Annotated in this window: 15 protein-coding genes; 9 read left to right on the forward strand and 6 right to left on the reverse strand. The window is 75.3% G+C overall.

All coding sequences use genetic code 11. The features are described 5' to 3' along the window. Nucleotides 1-5 precede the first annotated feature (5 nt). The 4 genes from O2V63_RS12330 (at nt 6) to O2V63_RS12345 (ending at nt 5,095) form a co-directional block, all read left to right on the forward strand. Nucleotides 6-1,196, forward strand: a complete 1,191-nt coding sequence (locus O2V63_RS12330; RefSeq protein ID WP_269167817.1) for a M20 family metallopeptidase — start codon at nt 6-8, stop codon at nt 1,194-1,196. A 40-nt stretch (nt 1,197-1,236) separates the two neighbouring features. Further along, nucleotides 1,237-2,205 carry a GNAT family N-acetyltransferase gene (locus O2V63_RS12335; protein WP_269167818.1) on the forward strand — a complete coding sequence of 323 codons (969 nt, stop codon included), beginning with the start codon at nt 1,237-1,239 and terminating at the stop codon, nt 2,203-2,205. Next, on the forward strand, nt 2,202-3,308 hold the full coding sequence (gene menC, locus O2V63_RS12340; protein WP_269167819.1) for an o-succinylbenzoate synthase: 1,107 nt from the start codon (nt 2,202-2,204) through the stop codon (nt 3,306-3,308). Before O2V63_RS12335 ends, menC begins: the two co-directional genes overlap by 4 nt. A 92-nt stretch (nt 3,309-3,400) precedes the next feature. Further along, nucleotides 3,401-5,095, forward strand: coding sequence for a PucR family transcriptional regulator (locus O2V63_RS12345; RefSeq protein WP_269167820.1), 1,695 nt, complete (start codon nt 3,401-3,403; stop codon nt 5,093-5,095). Between the two features lie 21 nt (nt 5,096-5,116). Here the strand turns inward: O2V63_RS12345 and O2V63_RS12350 are convergent, their stop codons facing one another. Beyond that, the gene (locus O2V63_RS12350; protein WP_269167821.1) at nt 5,117-6,079 is read right to left on the reverse strand and encodes a helix-turn-helix transcriptional regulator; all 963 of its coding nucleotides are present in this window, start codon (nt 6,077-6,079) and stop codon (nt 5,117-5,119) included. A gap of 93 nt (nt 6,080-6,172) precedes the next feature. Here O2V63_RS12350 and O2V63_RS12355 point away from each other — a divergent pair, with 93 nt between their 5' ends. Then, a complete protein-coding gene (locus tag O2V63_RS12355; protein ID WP_269167822.1) occupies nt 6,173-6,706 on the forward strand; it encodes a DinB family protein in 534 nt (177 codons plus the stop codon). Nucleotides 6,707-6,727: 21 nt separating this feature from the next. On the opposite strand, the gene O2V63_RS12360 is transcribed toward O2V63_RS12355, so the two are convergent. From O2V63_RS12360 to O2V63_RS12380, 5 genes are all read right to left on the reverse strand, one after another. After that, on the reverse strand, nt 6,728-7,705 hold the full coding sequence (locus tag O2V63_RS12360) for an ABC transporter ATP-binding protein (RefSeq protein WP_269167823.1): 978 nt from the start codon (nt 7,703-7,705) through the stop codon (nt 6,728-6,730). Beyond that, the gene (locus O2V63_RS12365; RefSeq protein WP_269167824.1) at nt 7,702-9,726 is read right to left on the reverse strand and encodes a dipeptide/oligopeptide/nickel ABC transporter permease/ATP-binding protein; all 2,025 of its coding nucleotides are present in this window, start codon (nt 9,724-9,726) and stop codon (nt 7,702-7,704) included. Before O2V63_RS12365 ends, O2V63_RS12360 begins: the two co-directional genes overlap by 4 nt. Nucleotides 9,727-9,729: 3 nt before the next feature. Then, complete coding sequence (locus O2V63_RS12370) at nt 9,730-10,740, reverse strand: ABC transporter permease (RefSeq protein ID WP_269167825.1); 1,011 nt, start codon at nt 10,738-10,740, stop codon at nt 9,730-9,732. Between the two features lie 66 nt (nt 10,741-10,806). Then, on the reverse strand, nt 10,807-12,396 hold the full coding sequence (locus O2V63_RS12375; RefSeq protein ID WP_269167826.1) for an ABC transporter substrate-binding protein: 1,590 nt from the start codon (nt 12,394-12,396) through the stop codon (nt 10,807-10,809). Between the two features lie 133 nt (nt 12,397-12,529). After that, nucleotides 12,530-13,918: a serine hydrolase domain-containing protein gene (locus tag O2V63_RS12380; protein WP_269167827.1), complete on the reverse strand. Its 1,389-nt coding sequence runs from the start codon at nt 13,916-13,918 to the stop codon at nt 12,530-12,532. 159 nt (nt 13,919-14,077) lie between these two features. On the opposite strand from O2V63_RS12380, the gene O2V63_RS12385 reads away from it, so the two are divergent. From O2V63_RS12385 to O2V63_RS12400, 4 genes are all read left to right on the forward strand, one after another. Continuing rightward, on the forward strand, nt 14,078-15,484 hold the full coding sequence (locus tag O2V63_RS12385) for a serine hydrolase domain-containing protein (RefSeq protein ID WP_269167828.1): 1,407 nt from the start codon (nt 14,078-14,080) through the stop codon (nt 15,482-15,484). Beyond that, the gene (locus tag O2V63_RS12390) at nt 15,484-16,971 is read left to right on the forward strand and encodes an amidohydrolase family protein (protein WP_269167829.1); all 1,488 of its coding nucleotides are present in this window, start codon (nt 15,484-15,486) and stop codon (nt 16,969-16,971) included. The genes O2V63_RS12385 and O2V63_RS12390 overlap by 1 nt, the downstream gene beginning before the upstream one ends. 127 nt (nt 16,972-17,098) lie before the next feature. After that, nucleotides 17,099-17,719: a CAP domain-containing protein gene (locus O2V63_RS12395; RefSeq protein ID WP_269167830.1), complete on the forward strand. Its 621-nt coding sequence runs from the start codon at nt 17,099-17,101 to the stop codon at nt 17,717-17,719. Between the two features lie 447 nt (nt 17,720-18,166). Continuing rightward, the gene (locus O2V63_RS12400; protein ID WP_269167831.1) at nt 18,167-19,246 is read left to right on the forward strand and encodes an AI-2E family transporter; all 1,080 of its coding nucleotides are present in this window, start codon (nt 18,167-18,169) and stop codon (nt 19,244-19,246) included. The last annotated feature ends 4 nt before the right edge of the window (nt 19,247-19,250 follow it).

Consider the following 19,250-nt stretch of genomic DNA (forward strand, 5'->3'; position numbering starts at 1 on the left):
CACCGGTGACCCACCTGCTCCCGCACGACGTCCGACCCACCGAGTTCGACGCGCTGCTGCCGGCGATGCTGGCCGACCTCGAGGAGCTGGTGACCGTCGAGTCGCCCTCGGCCGACCCGGCCGCGGTGGCCGCCGGTGCGGCCCGGGTGGCCCGGCTGGGCGCGCAGGCGCTGGGGGCGGAGCCGGAGGTGCTCCTGCACGAGGGCTGCACGCACCTGCGCTGGCGGCTCGGTGCGGGCCCCCGCCGGGTGCTGCTGCTCTGTCACCAGGACACGGTCTGGCCACTGGGCACCCTGGCGGAGATCCCGTGGTCGGTGACCGACGGGGTGGTGCGCGGCCCGGGCTGCTTCGACATGAAGGCCGGCATCGTGCTGGCCTTCACCGCGCTGGCCGGCCTGCAGGCCGCGGGCGAGGACCTGGACGGGGTGACCGTGCTGGTCACCGGGGACGAGGAGATCGGCTCCCCGACGTCGGCCGACCTGATCCGGGCCGAGGCCGCCGGCTGCGCCGCGGTGCTGGTACTGGAGGCCAGCGCCGACGGCGGTGCGCTCAAGACCGGCCGGAAGGGCGCCTCGATGTACGACCTGCAGGTGACCGGTCGGGCCGCCCACGCCGGGCTGGAACCGGAGAAGGGCATCAGCAGCACCGTCGAGCTCGCCCACCAGGTGCTGGCGATCGCCGACCTGGCCGACCCGGCGCTGGGCACCACGGTCACCCCGACGGTGCTCACCTCGGGCACCACCACGAACACCGTCCCGGCCACCGGCCGGCTCAGCGTCGACGTCCGGGCACTCACCGCCGCCGAGCAGGAACGGGTCGACGCCGGGATGCGCGCGCTGACACCGCAGCTGCCCGGTGCGGTCCTCGAGCTGCGCGGCGGGATCAACCGGCCGCCGCTGGAGGAGACCGCCTCGGCCGGGCTGTTCGCGCTGGCCACGGCGGTGTCGGCCCGGCTGGGCCTGCCGGCGCCGGCCGGGGTCACCGTCGGGGGCGCCTCCGACGGGAACTTCACCGCCGGCATCGGGGTGCCCACGCTGGACGGGCTCGGTGCGGTCGGCGGCGGGGCGCACGCCGTCGACGAGCACGTGCTGGCCGACCAGCTCCCCGGCCGGGCCGCGCTCCTCGCCGGCCTGGTGCGGGCGGTGCTGGACGGCGGGGGCCTTGGCGTCCCGGACGAAGAGCGCCCCGGTGAATGAGCACCCCGCACCAAGCCCGGCCGGGTCCACCGCACCGACCATGGGCGGTGTGACCGACCTGATCGCCGGGACCCCGCTGCCCCTGCCCGCCGCCGGGCCGGGTGGTCAGGGTGCGGCCCGCGCCGGCGCCGACGCCGCCTCGGTCGTCGCCGCGGAGGCCGCCGCCGCCTCGGGGGTGCGGGTCGCCGCGCTCACCGACCTGGCCGACCTGCGGGCCGTCCAGGCGCTCTTCGACTCCATCTGGCACCCGGCCCCGGACAACCCGCCGGTGACCGTCGAGCTGATGCGGGCGCTGACCAAGGCCGGCAACCCGCTGTTCGGTGCGTACGCCGACGGCCAGCTGGTCGGGGCCTGCGTGGCCTTCTTCGCCGCCCCGTCGGGCAGCGCCCTGCACAGTCACGTCACCGGGGTCGCGCCATCGGCGCAGCGACGCAGCGTCGGCCGGGCGCTGAAGCTGCACCAGCGGGCGTGGGCACTGCAGCACGGCCTCGACCGGATCAGCTGGACCTTCGACCCGCTCGTCCGGCGCAACGCCTGGTTCAACCTGGGCCGGCTGGCCGCCACCCCCGTGGAGTACCTGCCGGACTTCTACGGCCCGATGGCCGACACGATCAACGCCTCCGACCAGTCCGACCGGCTGCTCACCTGTTGGTCGTTGGAGGCCCCCGCGGTGGTGCGGGCGGTCGCCGGCCAGCCGGTGGACGTCGACCTGCCCGCCCTGCTGGCCGCCGGCGCGGCCGCCGTCCTGACCGTGGGCCCCGGCGGGCGCCCGGAGGCCCGGCCCGGGACGCCGGGGGTGCCCGCGCTGATCGCCGTCCCGGCCGACGTCGAGACACTGCGTGCCCGCGATGCCGCGCTGGCCGCGGAGTGGCGCGTGGCCGTGCGCGCCGCCCTCGGCGGTGCGCTGACCGCAGGAGCCCGCGTGCGGGGGTTCGCCCGCGAGGGCTGGTACGTCGTCGACGGCCCGGGTCTGCCCGGCGCCCCTGAGGCCGGGAGGGCCACACCGTGAAGCTCGAGGCCGTGGAACTGCGCCGGATCCGGATGCCGTTGGTCGCACCGTTCCGCACGTCGTTCGGCAGTCAGACCGCCCGCGACATCCTGCTGGTGCGGGCGCGGACCGACGTGGCGGAGGGCTGGGGCGAGTGCGCCGCGCTGCCGGACCCGCGTTACTCCGCCGAGTACGTCGACGGCGTCGCCGACGTGCTGCGCCGGTTCTTCCTGCCGGCCGTCGCCGCGGCGACGGACCTCGACGCCAACGCCGTCGGCCGGGTGCTGTCGCCGTTCCTGGGTCACTTCATGGCCAAGGCTGCGTTGGAGACCGCCGTCCTGGACGCCGAGCTGCGTGCGGACGGGCGCTCCTTCGGCTCGTTCCTGGGCGCAGCGGTCGACCGGGTGCCCTGTGGGGTCTCGGTCGGGATCATGGACTCGATCCCGGAGCTGCTCGACGCGGTCGGTGGCTACCTGGACCAGGGCTACCTGCGGATCAAGCTCAAGATCGAGCCGGGCTGGGACGTCGAGCCGGTCCGCGCGGTCCGGGAGCGCTTCGGCGACGTGGCGCTGCAGGTCGACGCCAACACCGCCTACGCCGTCTCCGATGCCCGACACCTGGCCCGACTGGACCCCTTCGAGCTGCTGCTGATCGAGCAGCCGCTGGACGAGGACGACGTGCTCGGCCACGCCGAGCTGGCCCGCACGGTGCGCACGCCGATCTGCCTGGACGAGTCGATCACCTCGGCCCGCTCGGCCGCGGCGGCGATCCGGCTGGGCGCCTGCTCGATCGTGAACGTGAAGCCCGCCCGGGTCGGCGGGTACCTGGAGGCCCGGCGGGTCCACGACGTGTGCGCCGCGCACGGCGTGCCGGTGTGGTGCGGCGGGATGCTGGAGACCGGGCTGGGCCGGGCCGCCAACGTGGCACTGGCCGCGCTGCCGAACTTCACGCTGCCCGGGGACACCTCGGCCTCCGACCGGTACTACGCCACCGACATCACCCCGCCGTTCCGGCTCGACGACGGGCACCTGCGGGTGCCCACCGGCCCCGGCCTCGGGGTGGAACCCGACGCCGCGCTGCTGGAGGAGGTCACCACCTCGGTGGAGGAGATCGACCTGCGCTGACCGCACCGTTCGTCCGGCCGGACGAACCGGGCACCCCCGGGTCGTGCGGGAGGACTGTCCAGGCGACTGCCGCCGCCCCTAGGGTCGGCCCGGTGAGCCTGCCTGCGAGCTCGGTCCCGGGTCTGTCCACGCTCGCCGCTGCCCCGGCGGCGGCGCACCGGGCCAGCCTCGGTCACGTCCTGGACCACCTGGGCACCACCCTGCTCGAGGTGGCGGCCGGCGACCCGACGGCCGATCTGGCCGAGCAGGGCGTCGGCGGGCTGGTCATCCACGACCCGGTCGACCCCCCGGCGCTGCCCTCCCGGGCGCTGGTGCTGGGCGTCGGCGTGCACGAGCCGGACGCCGTCCTGGACCTGCTGGAGCAGACCGCCGCCGCCGGCGGGGCCGGGCTGGTCGTGCGGGCGCCGGCGCCGGCCGACCCACGGATCTCCGCGGTCGCCGAGCGCACCGGCACCGTGCTGCTCGCACTGACCCGCGGCGCCAGCTGGAACCAGCTGGCCACCCTGGTCCGCTCGCTGCTCGGCGAGGGCGGGGTGGGGACCGCGGGGTCGGAGTCGCTGGGCGGGGTGCCGGGCGGGGACCTGTTCGCCCTCGCCAACGCGATCGCCTCGCTGCTGGACGCGCCGGTGACCATCGAGGACCGCAGCTCGCACATCCTCGCCTTCTCCGGCCGCCAGGACGAGGCCGACGAGTCGCGCATCCAGACCATCCTCGGCCGCCAGGTGCCCGACCGGTTCACCCGCCGGCTCGAGGCTCACGGGGTGTTCCGGCAGCTGTACGCCACCGACCGCCCGGTGTGGATGGCGCCGGAGGTGCTCGGGATGCCGGAGGTGACCATCGCCCGGGTGGCGGTCGCGGTGCGGGCCGGCGACGAGATCCTCGGCACCATCTGGGCCGCCGTCGACGAGCCGCTGGACCCCTCGCGCGAGCGCAGCCTGGTCGACGCGGCGAAGCTGGTCGCCCTGCACCTGTTGCGGATGCGGGCCGGTGCCGACGTGGAGCGGCGGCTGGCCAGCGAGCTGGTCGCCACGGCGCTGGAGGGCGGGCCGGGCACGGTGGACGCGCTGAGCCGGCTGGGGCTGGCCGACCGGCCGCTGATCGTGCTGGCGATGGGGCTGACCGAGAACACCGACGAGCACGGCACCCTGACCCTGGCCCGGCGCGAGGCCGAGCGGCAGCGCTCTGCGGACGCGCTGGCCGTGCACCTGACCGCGCTGCACCCCGGCTCCGTCGTCGCCCTGGTCGGCGGGGTCTGCTACGGCGTCCTGCCGGTCGGGGCGGACGCACCGACGGCGGACGTGCGGGCCGCCGCGGTGGCCACCGAGTTCCTGCAGCGCACCGGTGGCCGGGTGCCCGGGATGATCGGCGTGGGCACCGTCGCCCTCGACGTCTCGGCGCTGACCCGCTCCCGGGACGCCGCCGACCGGGCTCTGCGGGTGCTGCGCAACGGCACCACCTCGCGCCGGGTGGCCCGCGCCAGCGACGTGCACATCGAGTCGCTGATGCTGCAGCTGGCCGACCTGGCCGCCGCTGAGGGGCACCAGGCCTCGGGGCCGGTCGCCCGGCTCGCCGAGTACGACGCCGCGCACCGCGCCCAGCTGGTGGAGACGCTGCGCGCCTGGCTGGACGCCTTCGGGGACGCGATCGCCGCCTCCGCGAAGGTGCACGTGCACCCCAACACCTTCCGCTACCGACTGCGCCGGATCGCCGAGGTCGGCGGGATCGACCTGGGCGACGCCGACTCCCGGTTCGCCGCGATGCTGGAGCTGCGGCTGCTGCGCTGGTGACCGGCGCCTGGTGACGGGGGCTCAGCCGGCCACCGCGCGGGCGAAGCGCGCCGACCACTCCGCGAGCCGCTCCCGCAGCTCGTCCGGGGCGACCACGCTGAACTCCGCCCGGGTGGCACCGAGCACCAGGGCCGGCCAGTCCAGGTCGTCGGTCTCCAGGTGCAGCCGGCAGCGGTCCGGGCCCTCGTCGGTGACCCGCACCCACCGACCGACCCGGTCGCGGACGACCGCCGCCGGGGCCTCGACCACCGCCTCCACGACGGTCGGCGTCCGGAACTGGTCCATGCCCGCCCGGACGAATGCGGCGGCGTCCTCGGCCGGTAGCGGTCGCGGGGCGAACCGGGCCCCGGTGCCCCGCAGCCCGGACATCCGGTCCAGCCGGAAGGTGCGCCAGTCACCACGGGACGGGTCGTAGGCGACGAGGTACCAGCGGCGGCCCAGCGGCACGAGCCGGTGCGGCTCCACCAGCCGGTCCGCCGGTGGTCTCCCTGCCGCGGTGTAGGTGAACTCCAGCCGCTCGGTCTCCCGGCAGGCCTGGGCGGCCGCCACCAGCACGCCCGGGTCGACCGCGGGGCCGCCGTCGGACCAGGGTGGGGCGGGCACGGTCATCGCCCGCAGCGCCTCCACCCGGCGGCGCAGCCGGGCGGGCAGCACCGGCAGCACCTTCGTCAGGGCCCGCACCGAGGGCTCGGCCATCCCGGCACCCGCCCCGGCCGCCGCGGCCTGCAGCCCCACGGTGAGCGCCATGGCCTCGTCGTCGTCGAGCACCAGCGGCGGCAGCGCGGCCCCGGCGGCCAGCCGGTAGCCGCCGTCCACCCCGGGACGGGCCTCCACCGGGTAGCCGAGCTCACGCAGCCGGTCCACGTCCCGGCGCAGCGTCCGCAGCGAGACGCCCAACCGGCCGGCCAGCTCGGCGCCGGCCCAGTCACGGCGGCCCTGCATCAGCGAGAGCAGGCGCAACGCACGGGAGGTGGGGTCGACCATGCGCTGAGACTGCCATCCATCGCGGACAGGATCTGGCACCGATGCCCGGCAGCCTCGTCGGTACGAGATCCCATCGACGAGAGGGCACACCCGATGACCACCACCCGAATCACCACCCCCACGCCTGTCACCGGCGAGCGGGCCGACCTGCTCGAGTCGCTCGCCAAGCACCGCTGGTTCCTGGCGTACACGGTGCAGGGGCTGACCGACGAGCAGGCCCGGCTGCGGCCCACCGCCAGCGAGCTGACCCTGGGCGGCCTGCTGAAGCACGTCACCGCCATGGAACGGATGTGGGCGGAGTTCATGGTGACCGGCCCGGCCACCTTCCCGGCGTTCGACGAGTCGTCGGCGGAGGAGTGGGCCCAGGAGTTCGTGATGGGCCCGGACGAGACGCTGGCCGGGCTGCTCGCCGACGCCGCCGCGGTCGCCCAGCGCACCGACGAGCTGGTCCGGACCCTGCCGAGCCTGGACGTCGCACACGAACTGCCGCCGGCGCCGTGGTTCGACCCGGGCGCCCGGTGGTCCGCCCGCCGGGTGGTGCTCCACCTGATCGCCGAGACCGCGCAGCACGCCGGCCACGCCGACGTCCTGCGCGAGACCATCGACGGCCAGAAGTCGATGGGCTGACCGAGGGCCGGCGCACGCCGGTCAGCTGGTGCGACCGGCCACTGGCTCGTGCGCCGGCGCGAAGTGGCAGGCGGTGGCGTGCCGGTGGTCGGCCGTCGGCTCGGTGGTCCGGCACACCTCCCGCTCCGGGTGGACGAGCGGCCCGATCGGGCAGCGCGGGTGGTACCGGCACCCCGGTGGCGGGGCGTGCGGGTCGGCGGGCTCCGCGGCCGCCACCGCCGCCGGCGTCGGGTCGGGGGCGGGCCGGTCCGACCGGGCGTGCGCGGAGTCGGGCACGGCTGCGAGCAGGTCCCGGGTGTAGGGGTGCTGCGGGTCGGCGAGCACCTGCTCGGCCGGCCCGTGCTCCACGATGCGGCCCAGGTACATCACGGCGATCTCGCTGGCCACGTACCGGACGACGGCCAGGTTGTGCGAGATGAACAACATCGAGGTGCCCAGTTCCCGCTGCAGCCGGCGCACCAGGTTCAGCACCGTGCCCTGGATGGAGACGTCGAGCGCGGAGGTGATCTCGTCGGCGACGACCACCGCGGGCCGGGCGGCCAGCGCGCGGGCCAGCGCCACCCGCTGCCGCTGACCGCCGGACAGCTGGCCGGGGTAGGCGCCGGCCCGGGCCGGGTCCAGCTCGACCAGGTCCAGCAGCCGGGCCACCTCACGCCGCCGCTCGGCCGAGCGGACCCCGCGCGGCACCGCCTCGGCGACGCTGTCCCCGATCGTCATCCGCGGGTCGAGCGAGGAGTACGGGTCCTGGAAGACCATCTGCACCGGCCGGGGGCCCGATCCGTGCCGCAGCGGCTCCCCGTCGAGCAGGATCCGGCCCCCGGACAGCGGCGTGAGGCCCACGGCGGCCCGCGCCAGCGTCGACTTGCCCGAGCCGGACTCCCCCACCAGCCCGACGACGGCGCCGTCCGGCACGGTGAGGCTGACCCGGTCGACGGCGGTCATCGCCCGCTGCCGGGAGCCGTACCGGACGCTCACGTCGTCGAACCGCAGCTCGCTCATGCCCGCTCCCCCAGAGAGACCGCCACCGGCGCAGCACCGGGGACGGCGCGGTCGGTGACCTCACCGGCGTGCCAGCAGGCCACCCGCCAGCCGGCCCCGTCGTCGGCGAGGACCGGGTCCTCGTCGGTGCACCGCGCCGACGCCAGCGGGCACCGGGGCGCGTAGGCGCAGCCCGGCGGCTGGTGCGCCGGGTCGACCGGCCGGCCGGGGATGACCGGCAGCGGCGCATCCAGGTCGACGTCCATGTCGGGCACCGCGGCCACCAGCGCCCGCGTGTAGGGATGGCGGGCTCCGGTGTCGAGCTCGGCCGCCGGCAGGTCCTCCACCACGCGGCCGGCGTACATCACCAGCACCCGGTCACACACCTGCCCGACGACGGCGACGTCGTGGCTGATCAGCAGCAGCGCCACGCCGTCGGCGGCCCGCACCGCGGCCAGCAGGTCCAGCACCTGCCGCTGCACGGTCACGTCCAGCGCTGTGGTCGGCTCGTCGGCGACGATCAGCGTCGGCTCGCCCATCAGGCCCATGCCGATCATCGCCCGCTGCCGCATCCCGCCGGAGAACTCGTGCGGGTACTGGTGCGCGCGGCGCTCGGCCGCGGGCACCCGGACACTGCGGAGCCGGTCGACGGCGCGGTCCAGCGCCTGCCGCCGGTTCATCCCCTGGTGCTCCTGGGCCACCTCGGCCAGCTGACGTCCGATCCGGCGGGTCGGGTTGAACGAGGTCATCGGGTCCTGGAACACCATCGCGAAGGAGGTGCCCAACAGCCGGCGGTGGGCCCGCTCGGGCCCGGTCAGCAGGTCGGCGCCCTGGAACTCCAGCCGGTCCGCGGTGACCTCGCCCGGCTGCTCGACCAGCCGGGCGACCGCGAGCGCGGTGAGCGACTTCCCCGAGCCGGACTCCCCCACCACGCCGACCGCCTCGCCCCGGCCGATCCGGAAGCTCACCCCGCGGACCGGGCGCACCGGGCCGCCGGGCCCCGGGAAGGTGACCGAGAGGTCCTGCACGTCGAGCACCGGCCGGTCGGCAGCCGGGCCGGGATCGGTGGAGGGCGTGCCCTGGTCGGCGGGGACGGCGCGGACGGCGTCCGGCCCGGTGACCTCGCGCCGGGCGGCGCGGCCCGGGGAGAAGCCCCCGCCCAGCGTGGTGGTGAGTCCGATGCCCTTGGCGACCGCCTCACCGAAGAGGTTGAAGGCCAGCCCGGCCACCACGATCGCGACACCGGGGGCGAGCGCGGCCACCGGGTGGATGTAGATGCCCGACAGCCCGTCCTGCAGCAGCCGCCCCCAGTCGTAACTCGGCGCCTGCACCCCCAGCCCGAGGAAGGACAGGCCGGCGAAGGCCAGCAGCGCGCCACCGGCACCGATCGTCGCGTTCACCACCAGCGGCTCACCGATGTTGGGCAGCACGTGCCGCAGCAGCACCCGGAACCGGCCGACGCCGGCGATCCGCGCAGCGGACACGAAGTCCCGGTCGGCGACCCCCGCGGCCAGGGTGTGGGAGAGCCGGGCGAACGCCGGGGCGCCGGCGAAACCGATCGCCAGCACCGCCCCGGTCATGCCGACGCCGAACACCACGGCGAAGAACAGCGCCAGGAGCAGCCCGGGGAAGGCGACGGCGATGTTCACCCCCGCGGTCACCAGCCGGCCGCCGCGGCGGCCCAGCAACAGCGGCGCGCATCCCAGCAACAGGCCGAGCACGACCGCGATCGAGGTGGCGGCGAGCGCCAGCCCGATGGACAGCCGGGTGGCCACCAGCACCCGGGCGAAGATGTCCCGCCCCAGGGCGTCGGTGCCGACCCAGTGGTCGGCGGAGGCGCCCTGCAGCACCGCGGAGGTGTCGATCCGATCGGCTTCCTCGGACCACAGCAGCGGCGCGATGACGGCGAGGAGGAGCACGAGTGCCAGCAGCAGGCCCGCGCCGGCCCCGACCGGGGTGCGCAGCACGGCGAGCCAGCGGGCCCGGGCCGCGGAGCGCCGCGGGGCCTCGGCCGGTGCGTCGAACGTCGCGGAGGTCGTCATCGATCAGCTCTCCCGGATCGCCGAGCGTGGGTCCAGCAGGGCGAGCACCACGTCCACGGTCAGGTTCACCAGCAGCACGCCCGCGCCGTAGACGAGCACGATCCCCTGCACCACCGGGTAGTCCTTGAGCAGGATCGAGGACGCGATGGTGCTGCCCAGTCCCGGCCAGGCGAAGACGTTCTCCACCAGCACGGTGCCGGCGACCAGGGCGGTGAGCAGCAGCCCGCCGAGGGTGATGGTGGCGGTCAGTGCGTTGGGCAGCGCGTCGCGCAGGTAGATCCGGCGCCGGGGCAGCCGCTTGGCCCGGGCGGTGCGCAGGTAGTCGGCCTGCAGCACCGACACCATCTCCACCCGCATGATCCGGGCCAGCGCCGCGCCCGGGCCGAGCGCCAGCGAGAGGACCGGGAGCACGTAGGACTCCGGGCCACCCCGCCCGGCCACCGGCAGCAGGCCCCACTGCACGCCGAACAGGTAGACCAGGCCGACGCCGAGCAGGAACTCCGGGATCGCGCTCAGCGCCACGCTGGTCGAGGAGAACGCCAGCTCCCCGCCGCGGCGCCGGCCGCCGCGGGTGAGCACGCCCATCAGCACCCCGAGCGGGACGGCGATGGCCAGCGCCACCACGAAGGCCAGCAACGCCAGCTGGACCGTGGCCGGCAGCCGCTGGGAGATCACCTGCGAGACCGGCAGCCGCGAGGTGAGGGACGTGCCCAGGTCACCGCTGAACAGTCCGCCCAGGAAGTGCACGTACTGCAGCCAGAGCGGGTCGTCCAGGCCGAGGGACTCCCGCCGGGCGGCCACCAGCGCCGCCGGTGCGGTGGGGCCCAGGGCGCTGCGCACCGGGTCCCCGGGGATCAGGTGGATCATCAGGAACGAGGCGGTCACCAGCACCCACATGGAGACCAGCAGCTGGCCTCCGCGCCGCAGAGCGAAGCGGGCCCAGGGACCGTCCAGGACGGCGGTGCCCCGTCGGTCCGTGGCGGTGGCGGGGTGCGCCCCCGTCGTGCTGGTCACCCGCGCCCCCTCCTGCTCGTGCCCACCCGGGTCACCGCCCGCTGCCTCCGCCCCCTACCGGCGTGCTCAGCCGGCCGTCATCCGGATGCTGGTCGGGACGACGGCGACCGCGCCGGACTCGAAGCGGGCTCCGCTGCCGAAGGTGTTGACGGTCTGGTTGGCGAAGGGGACCACGTCGGCGTCGCGCACCAGGGCCGACTCCGCGGCCAGCCAGGTGTCGCAGCCCTCGGTGCCGACCATCGTCATCGCCTCGGCCACGCCGGCCGCGTAGTCGGCGTTGTCGATGGAGGCGAAGTTGTTGCCCTCCGGGGCCGCCGGGCCCGACACGAACGGGACGAGCTGGTCGGGGCTGCTGACGTTGAGCGGCAGCCAGGTCACGTCCCAGTTGCCGCTGCCGAACACGGTCTCCAGCAGTGCGGTGTCGTCCTGGCCGCTCATGCTCACCTCGGCGCCCAGCTCCTGCCAGGTGGACGAGGCGAGCTCGGCCGCGGCCGCGCCGCCGGTGCCCAGGCCGCTGTTGTAGATGAAGGTCAGCTCCAGCGGCGTCCCGTCCTTGGACCGGGTGCCGTCGGGGCCGGCCGTCCACCCGGCGGCGTCCAGGGTCTCCCGGGCTGCCTCCAGGCCGCCGGTGGGCAGCGCGCCGGAGACCGAGTCGCCGGGGCAGGCGACCGGCGCGGACGTCGCGAACGTGCTGCCGGGAGAGCCGGTGCCCCCGGTGAGCACCTCCCGCAGCTCGTCCAGGTCCAGGGCCTGGGTCAGCGCCGTCCGGACGGCGGGGTCGGCGCCGGGCCGACCGGCTGCGTGGTTGAACCACATCTCGCCCAGCACCGCGTCCAGGGTGCTGGCGAACAGGCCGGCGCCGGTCAGCCGCTGGGCGTCCGGGCCGAGCACCGTGGCCGCGTTCAGGCCACCGGAGAGCAGCAGGTTCGCCGAGGTCGTCTCGTTGGGCACGACCTGGACGACGACCTCGTCGGGCATGCCCTCCTCGTCGGTGCCCGCCCCGTCCGGCCCCCAGGTGTAGCCCTCGCGCAGGCTGTAGGTGACGTGGTCGGTGGGCACGACCTCGGTCAGCTCGTAGGGCCCGGTGCCCCGGCTCTCGCTCGCCAGCAGCGACCGGTCGGCCAGCCCGCTCGCGCAGACCATCGGGAGGCTGGTCAGGCCCTCGAGCACGAACGGCGCCGGGGTCTCCAGGGTGATGGTGAGCGTCGAGCCGTCGGCGGTGGCAGCGGCCCCGGGAGGCAGGAAGGTGCCCAGCAGCGGGCTCTCGTTGGCCGGGTCGGCCACGTAGTTGATGTTGTCGGCGGCGTCGGCCGCGGTGAACGGCTCACCGTCGGCGCAGGTGATGTCGTCGGCGATGGTCAGGGTGACCTCCTGGCCGTCGACCTGCCAGTCGCTGGCCAGGCCGCTGATCAGCTGCCCGTCGCTGTCCAGGTGCAGCAGCGGGTCATAGGCGAACTGGCTCAGCTGCAGCACGTTGGAGGACACCGACTGCTGCGGGTCCAGGCTGCCGGGGTCGGCGTCCATCGCCATGGTGAACGTGCCGCCGTCGACGACCTCGCCGCCGCCGGCGTCCCCGCCGCCGTCGTCACCACCGCCGCACCCGGCGAGGACGGTCACGGCAACGCACGCACCGACGCCGGTCCGGATGAGCCTCATGGTGTGTCCTCTCCCTGGAACGCGAGCACCTGCAGTGCGATTGTGAGAAGGCTGCCCCGGACGGGGCGGGGGGTCTTCGTGCGACCGGACGAGGTGGCCTGCCCCCGCTCGTCGCACGTGACCAGGCGGAGGGTCATGCACCGGCCCGGGGCACGGCACGGCCGATGTGCATGAACCGCGCACGACCGGCGCCGTCGTCGCCGAGGAAGGCGAAGGGCACGTGCAGGCCGGACTGGGCCTGCACCGGGATCAGCGTGTCCGGGGCGAAGGAGACCAGCTCGCTGCGCTCGGGCTGCTCGCCCATCTCCAGGGCGATGTCCTTGGGGCGCATCTCCAGCCAGATCCGGCCGTCGTCGTCCTGGCTGACGACCAGGTCGGCCACCCGGCTGCTGTACGTGCCGGCGTACCGCGTCGCGTCGACCCGGGGCGGGTCGACCGGCGGCACCGGCAGCGCCCGCAGCTGCACGTCGGCCAGCTCCCGCAGCACGTGGCCCACGACGTCCCGGTACAGCCCGTAGGGGTCCCCGCCGTTGGTGAGCAGCACGACGGCGATGCCTCGCTCGGGCAGGACCCGCAGGAACGAGGCCTGGCCGATGGTGTTGCCGTCGTGCCCGATGACCGGGGTGCCCTGGCCGTCGAACACCTCCCAGCCCAGTCCCCAGGCGTCGCCCATCACCCGGATGTCGGGGAGGTCCACCTGGCGTTCCTGCATCGCCGCGACCGTGCCGGCGTCCAGGACGCTCGACCCGTCGGCCGCCTTGCCCGCCTCCAGGTGCATCCGGGCGAAAGCGAGCAGGTCCCGCGCCCGCATCGACAGCATCGAGCCGGCCGGGGCGTTGGACCGGGCCATGGCCCACATCGGTGCCGGCACCTCCGCGGCGTCCGGCTCGGGGCGCACGTGGCCGACCGCGACCCGGTGGACGATCGCCTCGTACGGGCTGGCCGCGGCGTGGGTGAGGCCGAGGGGTGCGAACAGGCGCTCCGCCAGGCACTCGTCGAACGGCTTGCCGCGCAGCACCTCCACCAGCCGGCCGAGGACGCAGTAGCCGGCGTTGTTGTAGGAGAACTGCTCGCCGGGTGGGAAGAGCTGTGCCACGTCGCCGAGCCCGGCGACGTAACGCTCCAGGGCGTCGTCGCCGCGGCCGGTGTCGGTGAACACGTCGCCCTCGAAGCCGGCGGTGTGGCTCAGCAACTGGCGCACGGTGAGGGTGCGTGCCGCCGACTCGTCGGCCAGCGTCAGGCCGGGCAGGTGCCGGCTGACCGGGTCCTCCAGGGCGACCAGGCCCTCGTCGACCAGCTGCATCACCAGGGTCGCCGTCCAGACCTTGGTGATCGAGCCGATCTGGAACAGCGAGTCCGGTGTTGCGGCCACCTCGGTCGCGGTGCTGAGCACCCCGGCAGCGGCGTCGACCACCTCACCCTCGGCGAGCACCGCCACCCCGGCGGCCGGCACCCCGTGCTCGGCCAGCAGCGTCGGCAGTCGGTCGCGGATCCAGGCTCCGACCTCGTCCAGCTTCGTCATGCGGGAACCGTAGGAGCGCTGGTCAGCTGGTTGTTCGTGGTCGCGGCCAGCGCTGCGGGGGCGCCTTCGTCGGCGCCGACGAAGATCCGTGGCGGCCGGCGCGGCAGGCTGCGCCCGTGGGTCGGACCGGCCCCGGACGACGACCGGACGGAGCAGCAGATGACCACGGCCACACGCCCTGCGATCGACCAGCAGCACTGGCAGCAGCGACTGGACGAGCTGGCCCGGCGACACGGGGTGCCCGGCGCGACCCTCGCCGTCCTGCGGCTGGGCGCGGACGGCGGCGCGGACGAACTGGTGGAGGCCGCCACCGGTGTGCTGAACCTGAGCACCGGCGTGGAGGTGACCACCGACTCGGTGTTCCAGATCGGCTCGATCACCAAGGTCTGGACGACGACGCTGGTGATGCAGCTGGTCGACGAGGGCAAGCTGGACCTCGACGCCCCGCTGGTCGAGGTGCTCCCGGAGCTCCAGCTGGGCGACCCCGACGTCGCCAAGCAGGTCACCATGCGCCACCTGCTCACCCACACCAGCGGCATCGACGGCGACGTCTTCACCGACACCGGCCGCGGCGACGACGTGCTGGAGAAGTACGTCGCCGCTCTCGCCGACGTCGCGCAGAACCACCCGCTGGGCGCCACCTTCTCCTACTGCAACTCCGGGTTCAACCTCGCCGGGCGGGTGGTCGAGGTGCTCACCGGCAAGACCTGGGACGCCGCCCTGCGCGAGCGGGTCATCGAGCCGCTCGGGCTCACCCACACCTCCACGCTCCCGGAAGAGGCGATCTTGCACCGCGCCGCCGTCGGGCACATCGAGCCGGGCGAGGACGCCGACCTGCAGCCGACGACCACCTGGCTGCTGCCCCGCTCGCTGGGCCCGGCCGGCCTGGTCAACGCCACCGCCCGGGACGTCACTGCCTTCGCCCGGCTGCACCTGCGCGACGGCCGCGGCCCGGACGGCGACGTGCTGCTGTCCGCGGCCGCCACGGCCCGGATGCAGGAGCTGCAGACCGACCTGCCGGACAAGTACTCCCTCGGTGACTCGTGGGGGCTGGGCTGGATCCGGTTCGACTGGGACGGCGAACGGCTCTACGGCCACGACGGGACGACGATCGGGCAGAACGCCTTCCTGCGGGTGCTGCCGTCCCAGGGCTTCGCGGTGGCGCTGCTGACCAACGGCGGCCACCCCCGCGACCTGTACAGCGACCTGTACCGCGAGCTGTTCGCCGAGCTCGCCGGGGTGCAGATGGCCGCGCAGCTGGAGCCGCCGGCCACGGCGCCCGACGTGGACCACTCCGGCTACGTGGGCACCTACGAGCGCAGCTCGATCACCACCGAGGTGTTCGAGCGCGAGGGCGGGCTGGTGCTGCGGATCATCCCGACCGGGGAGGTCGCCCTGTCCACCGGCGCGACCGTGGAGGAGCTGGAGCTGCACCCGGTCGAGCAGGGCCTGTACGCCACCCGGGCGCCGGGCGAGGAGACCTGGATGGCGGCGGTCTTCTACTCGCTGCCCGACGGCAGCGAGTACCTGCACTACGGCGCCCGCGCGCAACCGCGGAAGGCCTGATGCCCGCACCGGTGGCCGACCTCGTCCTGACCGGCGCCCGGGTCATCGACCCGGAGACCGGCCTGGACGGGGTGCGGGCGGTGGGGATCACCGGCGGCGCGATCACCTCGGTCGGCGAGGCGGCGCCGCCGGCCCGGGAGGTGTGGGACGTCGCCGGGCAGGTGCTGGCGCCCGGCTTCATCGACCTGCACAGCCACGCGCAGAGCACCACCGGCCTGCGGCTGCAGGCCCTCGACGGCGTGACCACCGCGCTGGAGCTGGAGGCCGGGGTGCTGCCGGTCGCCGGCGCCTACGCCCGGGCCGAGGCAGAGGGCCGGCCGGTGAACTTCGGGTTCTCCGCGTCCTGGACCGACGCCCGGATGCACGTGCTCGACGGGGTGCCGTTGGTGGCCGACGCCTCGCTGGACCTGTTCGCCACCCACCAGTCGCTGCCGAACTGGCGCGGTCCGGCGAGCGACCGGGACGTCGGCCGCATCCTGGACCTGCTGGCCGACGCCGTCGGCGAGGGCGCGCTGGGCATCGGGGTGCTGGTCGGCTACGCCCCGGACAGCGGTCGGGCCGAGTACTTCCGGCTGGCCGGTCTCGCCGCCCGGCTGGGCGTACCGACCTTCACCCACACGCGCTTCATCTCCACCGCCGAGCCCGGCACCTCACTGGAAGGTGCCCTGGAGGTGATCGCCGCCGCGGCCGGCACCGGGGCCCACATGCACATGTGCCACGTCAACAGCACCTCCACCCGGATGATCGACGAGGTCGCCGGCGCGATCGACGCCGCCCGCGGCCGCGGCGTCCGGGTGAGCACGGAGGCCTATCCCTACGGCGCCGGGTCCACGGTCATCGGCGCGGCGTTCCTCTCCCCCGAGCAGCTGCCCCGGCTGGGGATCGGCCCGCAGCAGCTGACCTACCTGCCCACCGGGGAGCGGATCGCCGACGGCCGCCGGCTGGCCGAGCTGCGCGCGACCGACCCGGGCGGCGGCGTGGTGGTGCACTTCCTGGACGAGGACGACCCGGCCGACCTCGCCGTCCTGGAGCGGTCGTTCACGCTGGCCGACACCGCGATCGCCACCGACGCGATGCCTCTGGTCGCCCCGGGCGGAGGCCCCGCACCGGATTCCTGGCCACCCCGACCGGACATGGTCACCCACCCCCGCTCGGCCGGGTCCTACGGACGCACGCTGCGCTGGCTGGTGCGGGAACGGGACCTGCTCACCCTCACCGAGGCGCTGCGCCGCTCGTCGCTGCTGCCGGCACAGCTCCTGGAGGGCGCCGTCCCGGCGATGGGCCGCAAGGGCCGGGTACAGGTCGGCACGGACGCCGACCTCGTGGTCTTCGACCCGGACACGGTCACCGACCACGCGACGTACACCCGGGTCGCGCCGTCCAGCGGCTTCCGGCACGTGCTGGTCGCCGGGACGCCGGTGGTCCGCGACGGGGAGCTGCGCACCGACGTGCTGCCCGGCCGGGCGGTGCGCTCGGGCGCGGTCTGACCGGTCTGCCGCGGCGGCAGTGGCCTGCGCCGCCTGGGCGACGGACCGGACCGGGGACCGGGTCACGGATCGGCCGCGATCGAGCCCGGTGGGGGCTGCGCCACACGCGACCGGGTACGCCTGGTCGGTGATCCGCATCCGCCCGGCGCTCGTCGCCGGTGCCCTGGCCGTGCTGCTCGGCTCCACCGGGTGCGTCGTCGCCTCGTCCTCCGGGTCCGACGCCCTGGTCGCGTCCGGCCCGGCACCGCAGTCGGCACCCGTCGGGGATGCGGCGGCGCCGGCCGAGGAGCAGATCGCCCGGGCGGTGTTCGACCGGGTGAACGACGAGCGGGAGGCCCGCGGGCTGGAACCGGTGGCCTGGAACGACGCGCTGGCCACGGTCGCCCGCGACTGGAGCACGGAGATGGCCGACACCGGGCAGTTCGAGCACCAGGACATCCGCGCGCTGTTGCAGGGCGCCGAGCTGTCCGGGTTCCGGGCGGTGGGCGAGAACATCTTCTCCGCGACCGGCCCGGTGCCGGCCGGGACGATCCACGCGGGCTGGATGCGCTCGGACGGCCACCGGGCCAACGTGCTCAACCCCGGTTGGGACCGGCTCGGGGTGGGCGTCTTCTGCGGCCCCGACGGGTCGGTGTGGGCGACCCAGGAGTTCGGCCGGACGGCAGGTGCCGACCAACCGGCGGTGGCCAGCACCACGCCGCCGGTCGAGCCGATCACCCGTCCCGCCGACGACGGCCCGACCTGCTGAGGCCACCGCGGGCCCGGGCGGGATTGACCGGGCCCTCCGCCCGGGTACGTGCACACCCGATGACCCGAGCCCGCCCCGCCGCAGGGCCGAGGGCAGTCCGATCGGCTCCTGCTGCCAGCAGTGCCCGGCCGGCCGCGAACGGAGGGACGTGATCGTGCCGAGCACGGGACGCAGGAGCGCACGATGATCCGCCGGCCCAGGAGCATCGCCCCTCGGGCCGACCCGCCGGAGGGGCGTGGCGGACAACCGCCGGAGGCGCCCCGAGCCCAGCCGCCGGAGGCGCCCCGAGCCCAGCCGCCGGCGCCCCCCGGGACCCAGGGCGGGTCAGCGATCGGCGACGCCGGCGGTCCGTCGGCACCGACGCCGCCGCGAGCACCCGCCGCCGACCTCGACTCCGTCCGCCCCACCCCCGCCGCGCCCGCCGCGGTACCGCCGTCGCCTGCCTTGGTGCAGGCGTCCGCGGTGCCGAGCTGGGTGCTGCGGGTCGTGACCACGAGCGCGGCGACCCTGGCCTTCGCCGGCGTCGTCTGGCTGGGCTTCTGGCTGCTGTTCCGGCTGCCGATGGTCACCTTCGCCGTGGCCGTGGCCGTCCTGCTCACCGCGCTGACCGCGCCCATCGCCACACGGCTGCGCCGGGCCGGCGCACCGGCGGCGCTGGCCGCCCTCGGCGGGGTCCTGGTCCTGCTCGCGGCGCTCGGCGGGATCGTCTCCTTGGTCGGCTTCCGGGCCGCGAGCACCTTGCAGGACCTGACCCGGCCGCTGGCTGCCGGCATCGACCGGATCCGGGTCTGGGCGATCGAGGGCCCGCTGTCCCTGGACGCGCAGCAGGTCGCCGAGGTGCGCAACCAGATCGTCGGCCGCCTCTACGACGCCGCCCCCACCCCCGGCGCCGGCGCCCAGCTGGCGCTGCTCGTGCTGGCCGCGCTGGTGCTGATCGTCTTCCTGGTCTTCTTCCTGCTGAAGGACGGCGACCGGATGTGGCGCTGGCTGCTGGAACGGGTGCCGGCCCGGCAGCGCGCCCGGGTCGACGGCGCCGGCCGGGCCGCGTGGGGAACGCTGACCAGTTACGTCCGCGGCGTCATCGTGGTGGCGCTGATCGACGCGATCGGCATCGGCGCAGCACTGCTCCTGCTGGACGTGCCGCTGTGGCTGTCGCTGACCCTGCTGACCTTCCTCGGCGCTTTCGTGCCGATCGTCGGCGCCACCGTCAGCGGGGTCGTCGCCGTCCTGGTCACGCTGGTCACCAACGGGGTGGCCGACGCCGTGATCGTGGCGATCGTGGTGCTGGTGGTGCAGCAGCTGGAGGGCAACGTCCTGCAGCCGCTGATCATGGGGCGGGCCCTGAGCCTGCACCCGATCGTCATCCTGCTCGGGGTGACCGCCGGCGGCCTGGCGGCCGGGGTGGCCGGCGCGCTGCTGGCCGTGCCGATGCTGGCCGTGGCCTACCGCATCATCGAGTACCTGCGAACCCATCCGGCCACGCCGGAGGAGGTCGAAGCGCCCGCAGTCCCGGTCGCCGCCGGCTGAGTGC

Origin of the sequence: Modestobacter sp. VKM Ac-2977 (assembly GCF_026968045.1) — a bacterium.
In the GTDB taxonomy this organism is placed as follows: Bacteria; Actinomycetota; Actinomycetes; order Mycobacteriales; family Geodermatophilaceae; genus Modestobacter.

Bases quoted from the DNA above. Each gene is read 5' to 3' on its own strand.
- O2V63_RS12335 (WP_269167818.1), top strand. From the start codon at position 1,237: ATGGGCGGTGTGACCGACCTGATCGCCGGGACCCCGCTGCCCCTGCCC.
- O2V63_RS12360 (WP_269167823.1), bottom strand. From the start codon at position 7,705: ATGAGCGAGCTGCGGTTCGACGACGTGAGCGTCCGGTACGGCTCCCGG.
- O2V63_RS12385 (WP_269167828.1), top strand. From the start codon at position 14,078: ATGACCACGGCCACACGCCCTGCGATCGACCAGCAGCACTGGCAGCAG.
- O2V63_RS12350 (WP_269167821.1), bottom strand. From the start codon at position 6,079: ATGGTCGACCCCACCTCCCGTGCGTTGCGCCTGCTCTCGCTGATGCAG.
- O2V63_RS12390 (WP_269167829.1), top strand. From the start codon at position 15,484: ATGCCCGCACCGGTGGCCGACCTCGTCCTGACCGGCGCCCGGGTCATC.
- O2V63_RS12375 (WP_269167826.1), bottom strand. From the start codon at position 12,396: ATGAGGCTCATCCGGACCGGCGTCGGTGCGTGCGTTGCCGTGACCGTC.
- O2V63_RS12380 (WP_269167827.1), bottom strand. From the start codon at position 13,918: ATGACGAAGCTGGACGAGGTCGGAGCCTGGATCCGCGACCGACTGCCG.
- O2V63_RS12365 (WP_269167824.1), bottom strand. From the start codon at position 9,726: ATGACGACCTCCGCGACGTTCGACGCACCGGCCGAGGCCCCGCGGCGC.
- O2V63_RS12355 (WP_269167822.1), top strand. From the start codon at position 6,173: ATGACCACCACCCGAATCACCACCCCCACGCCTGTCACCGGCGAGCGG.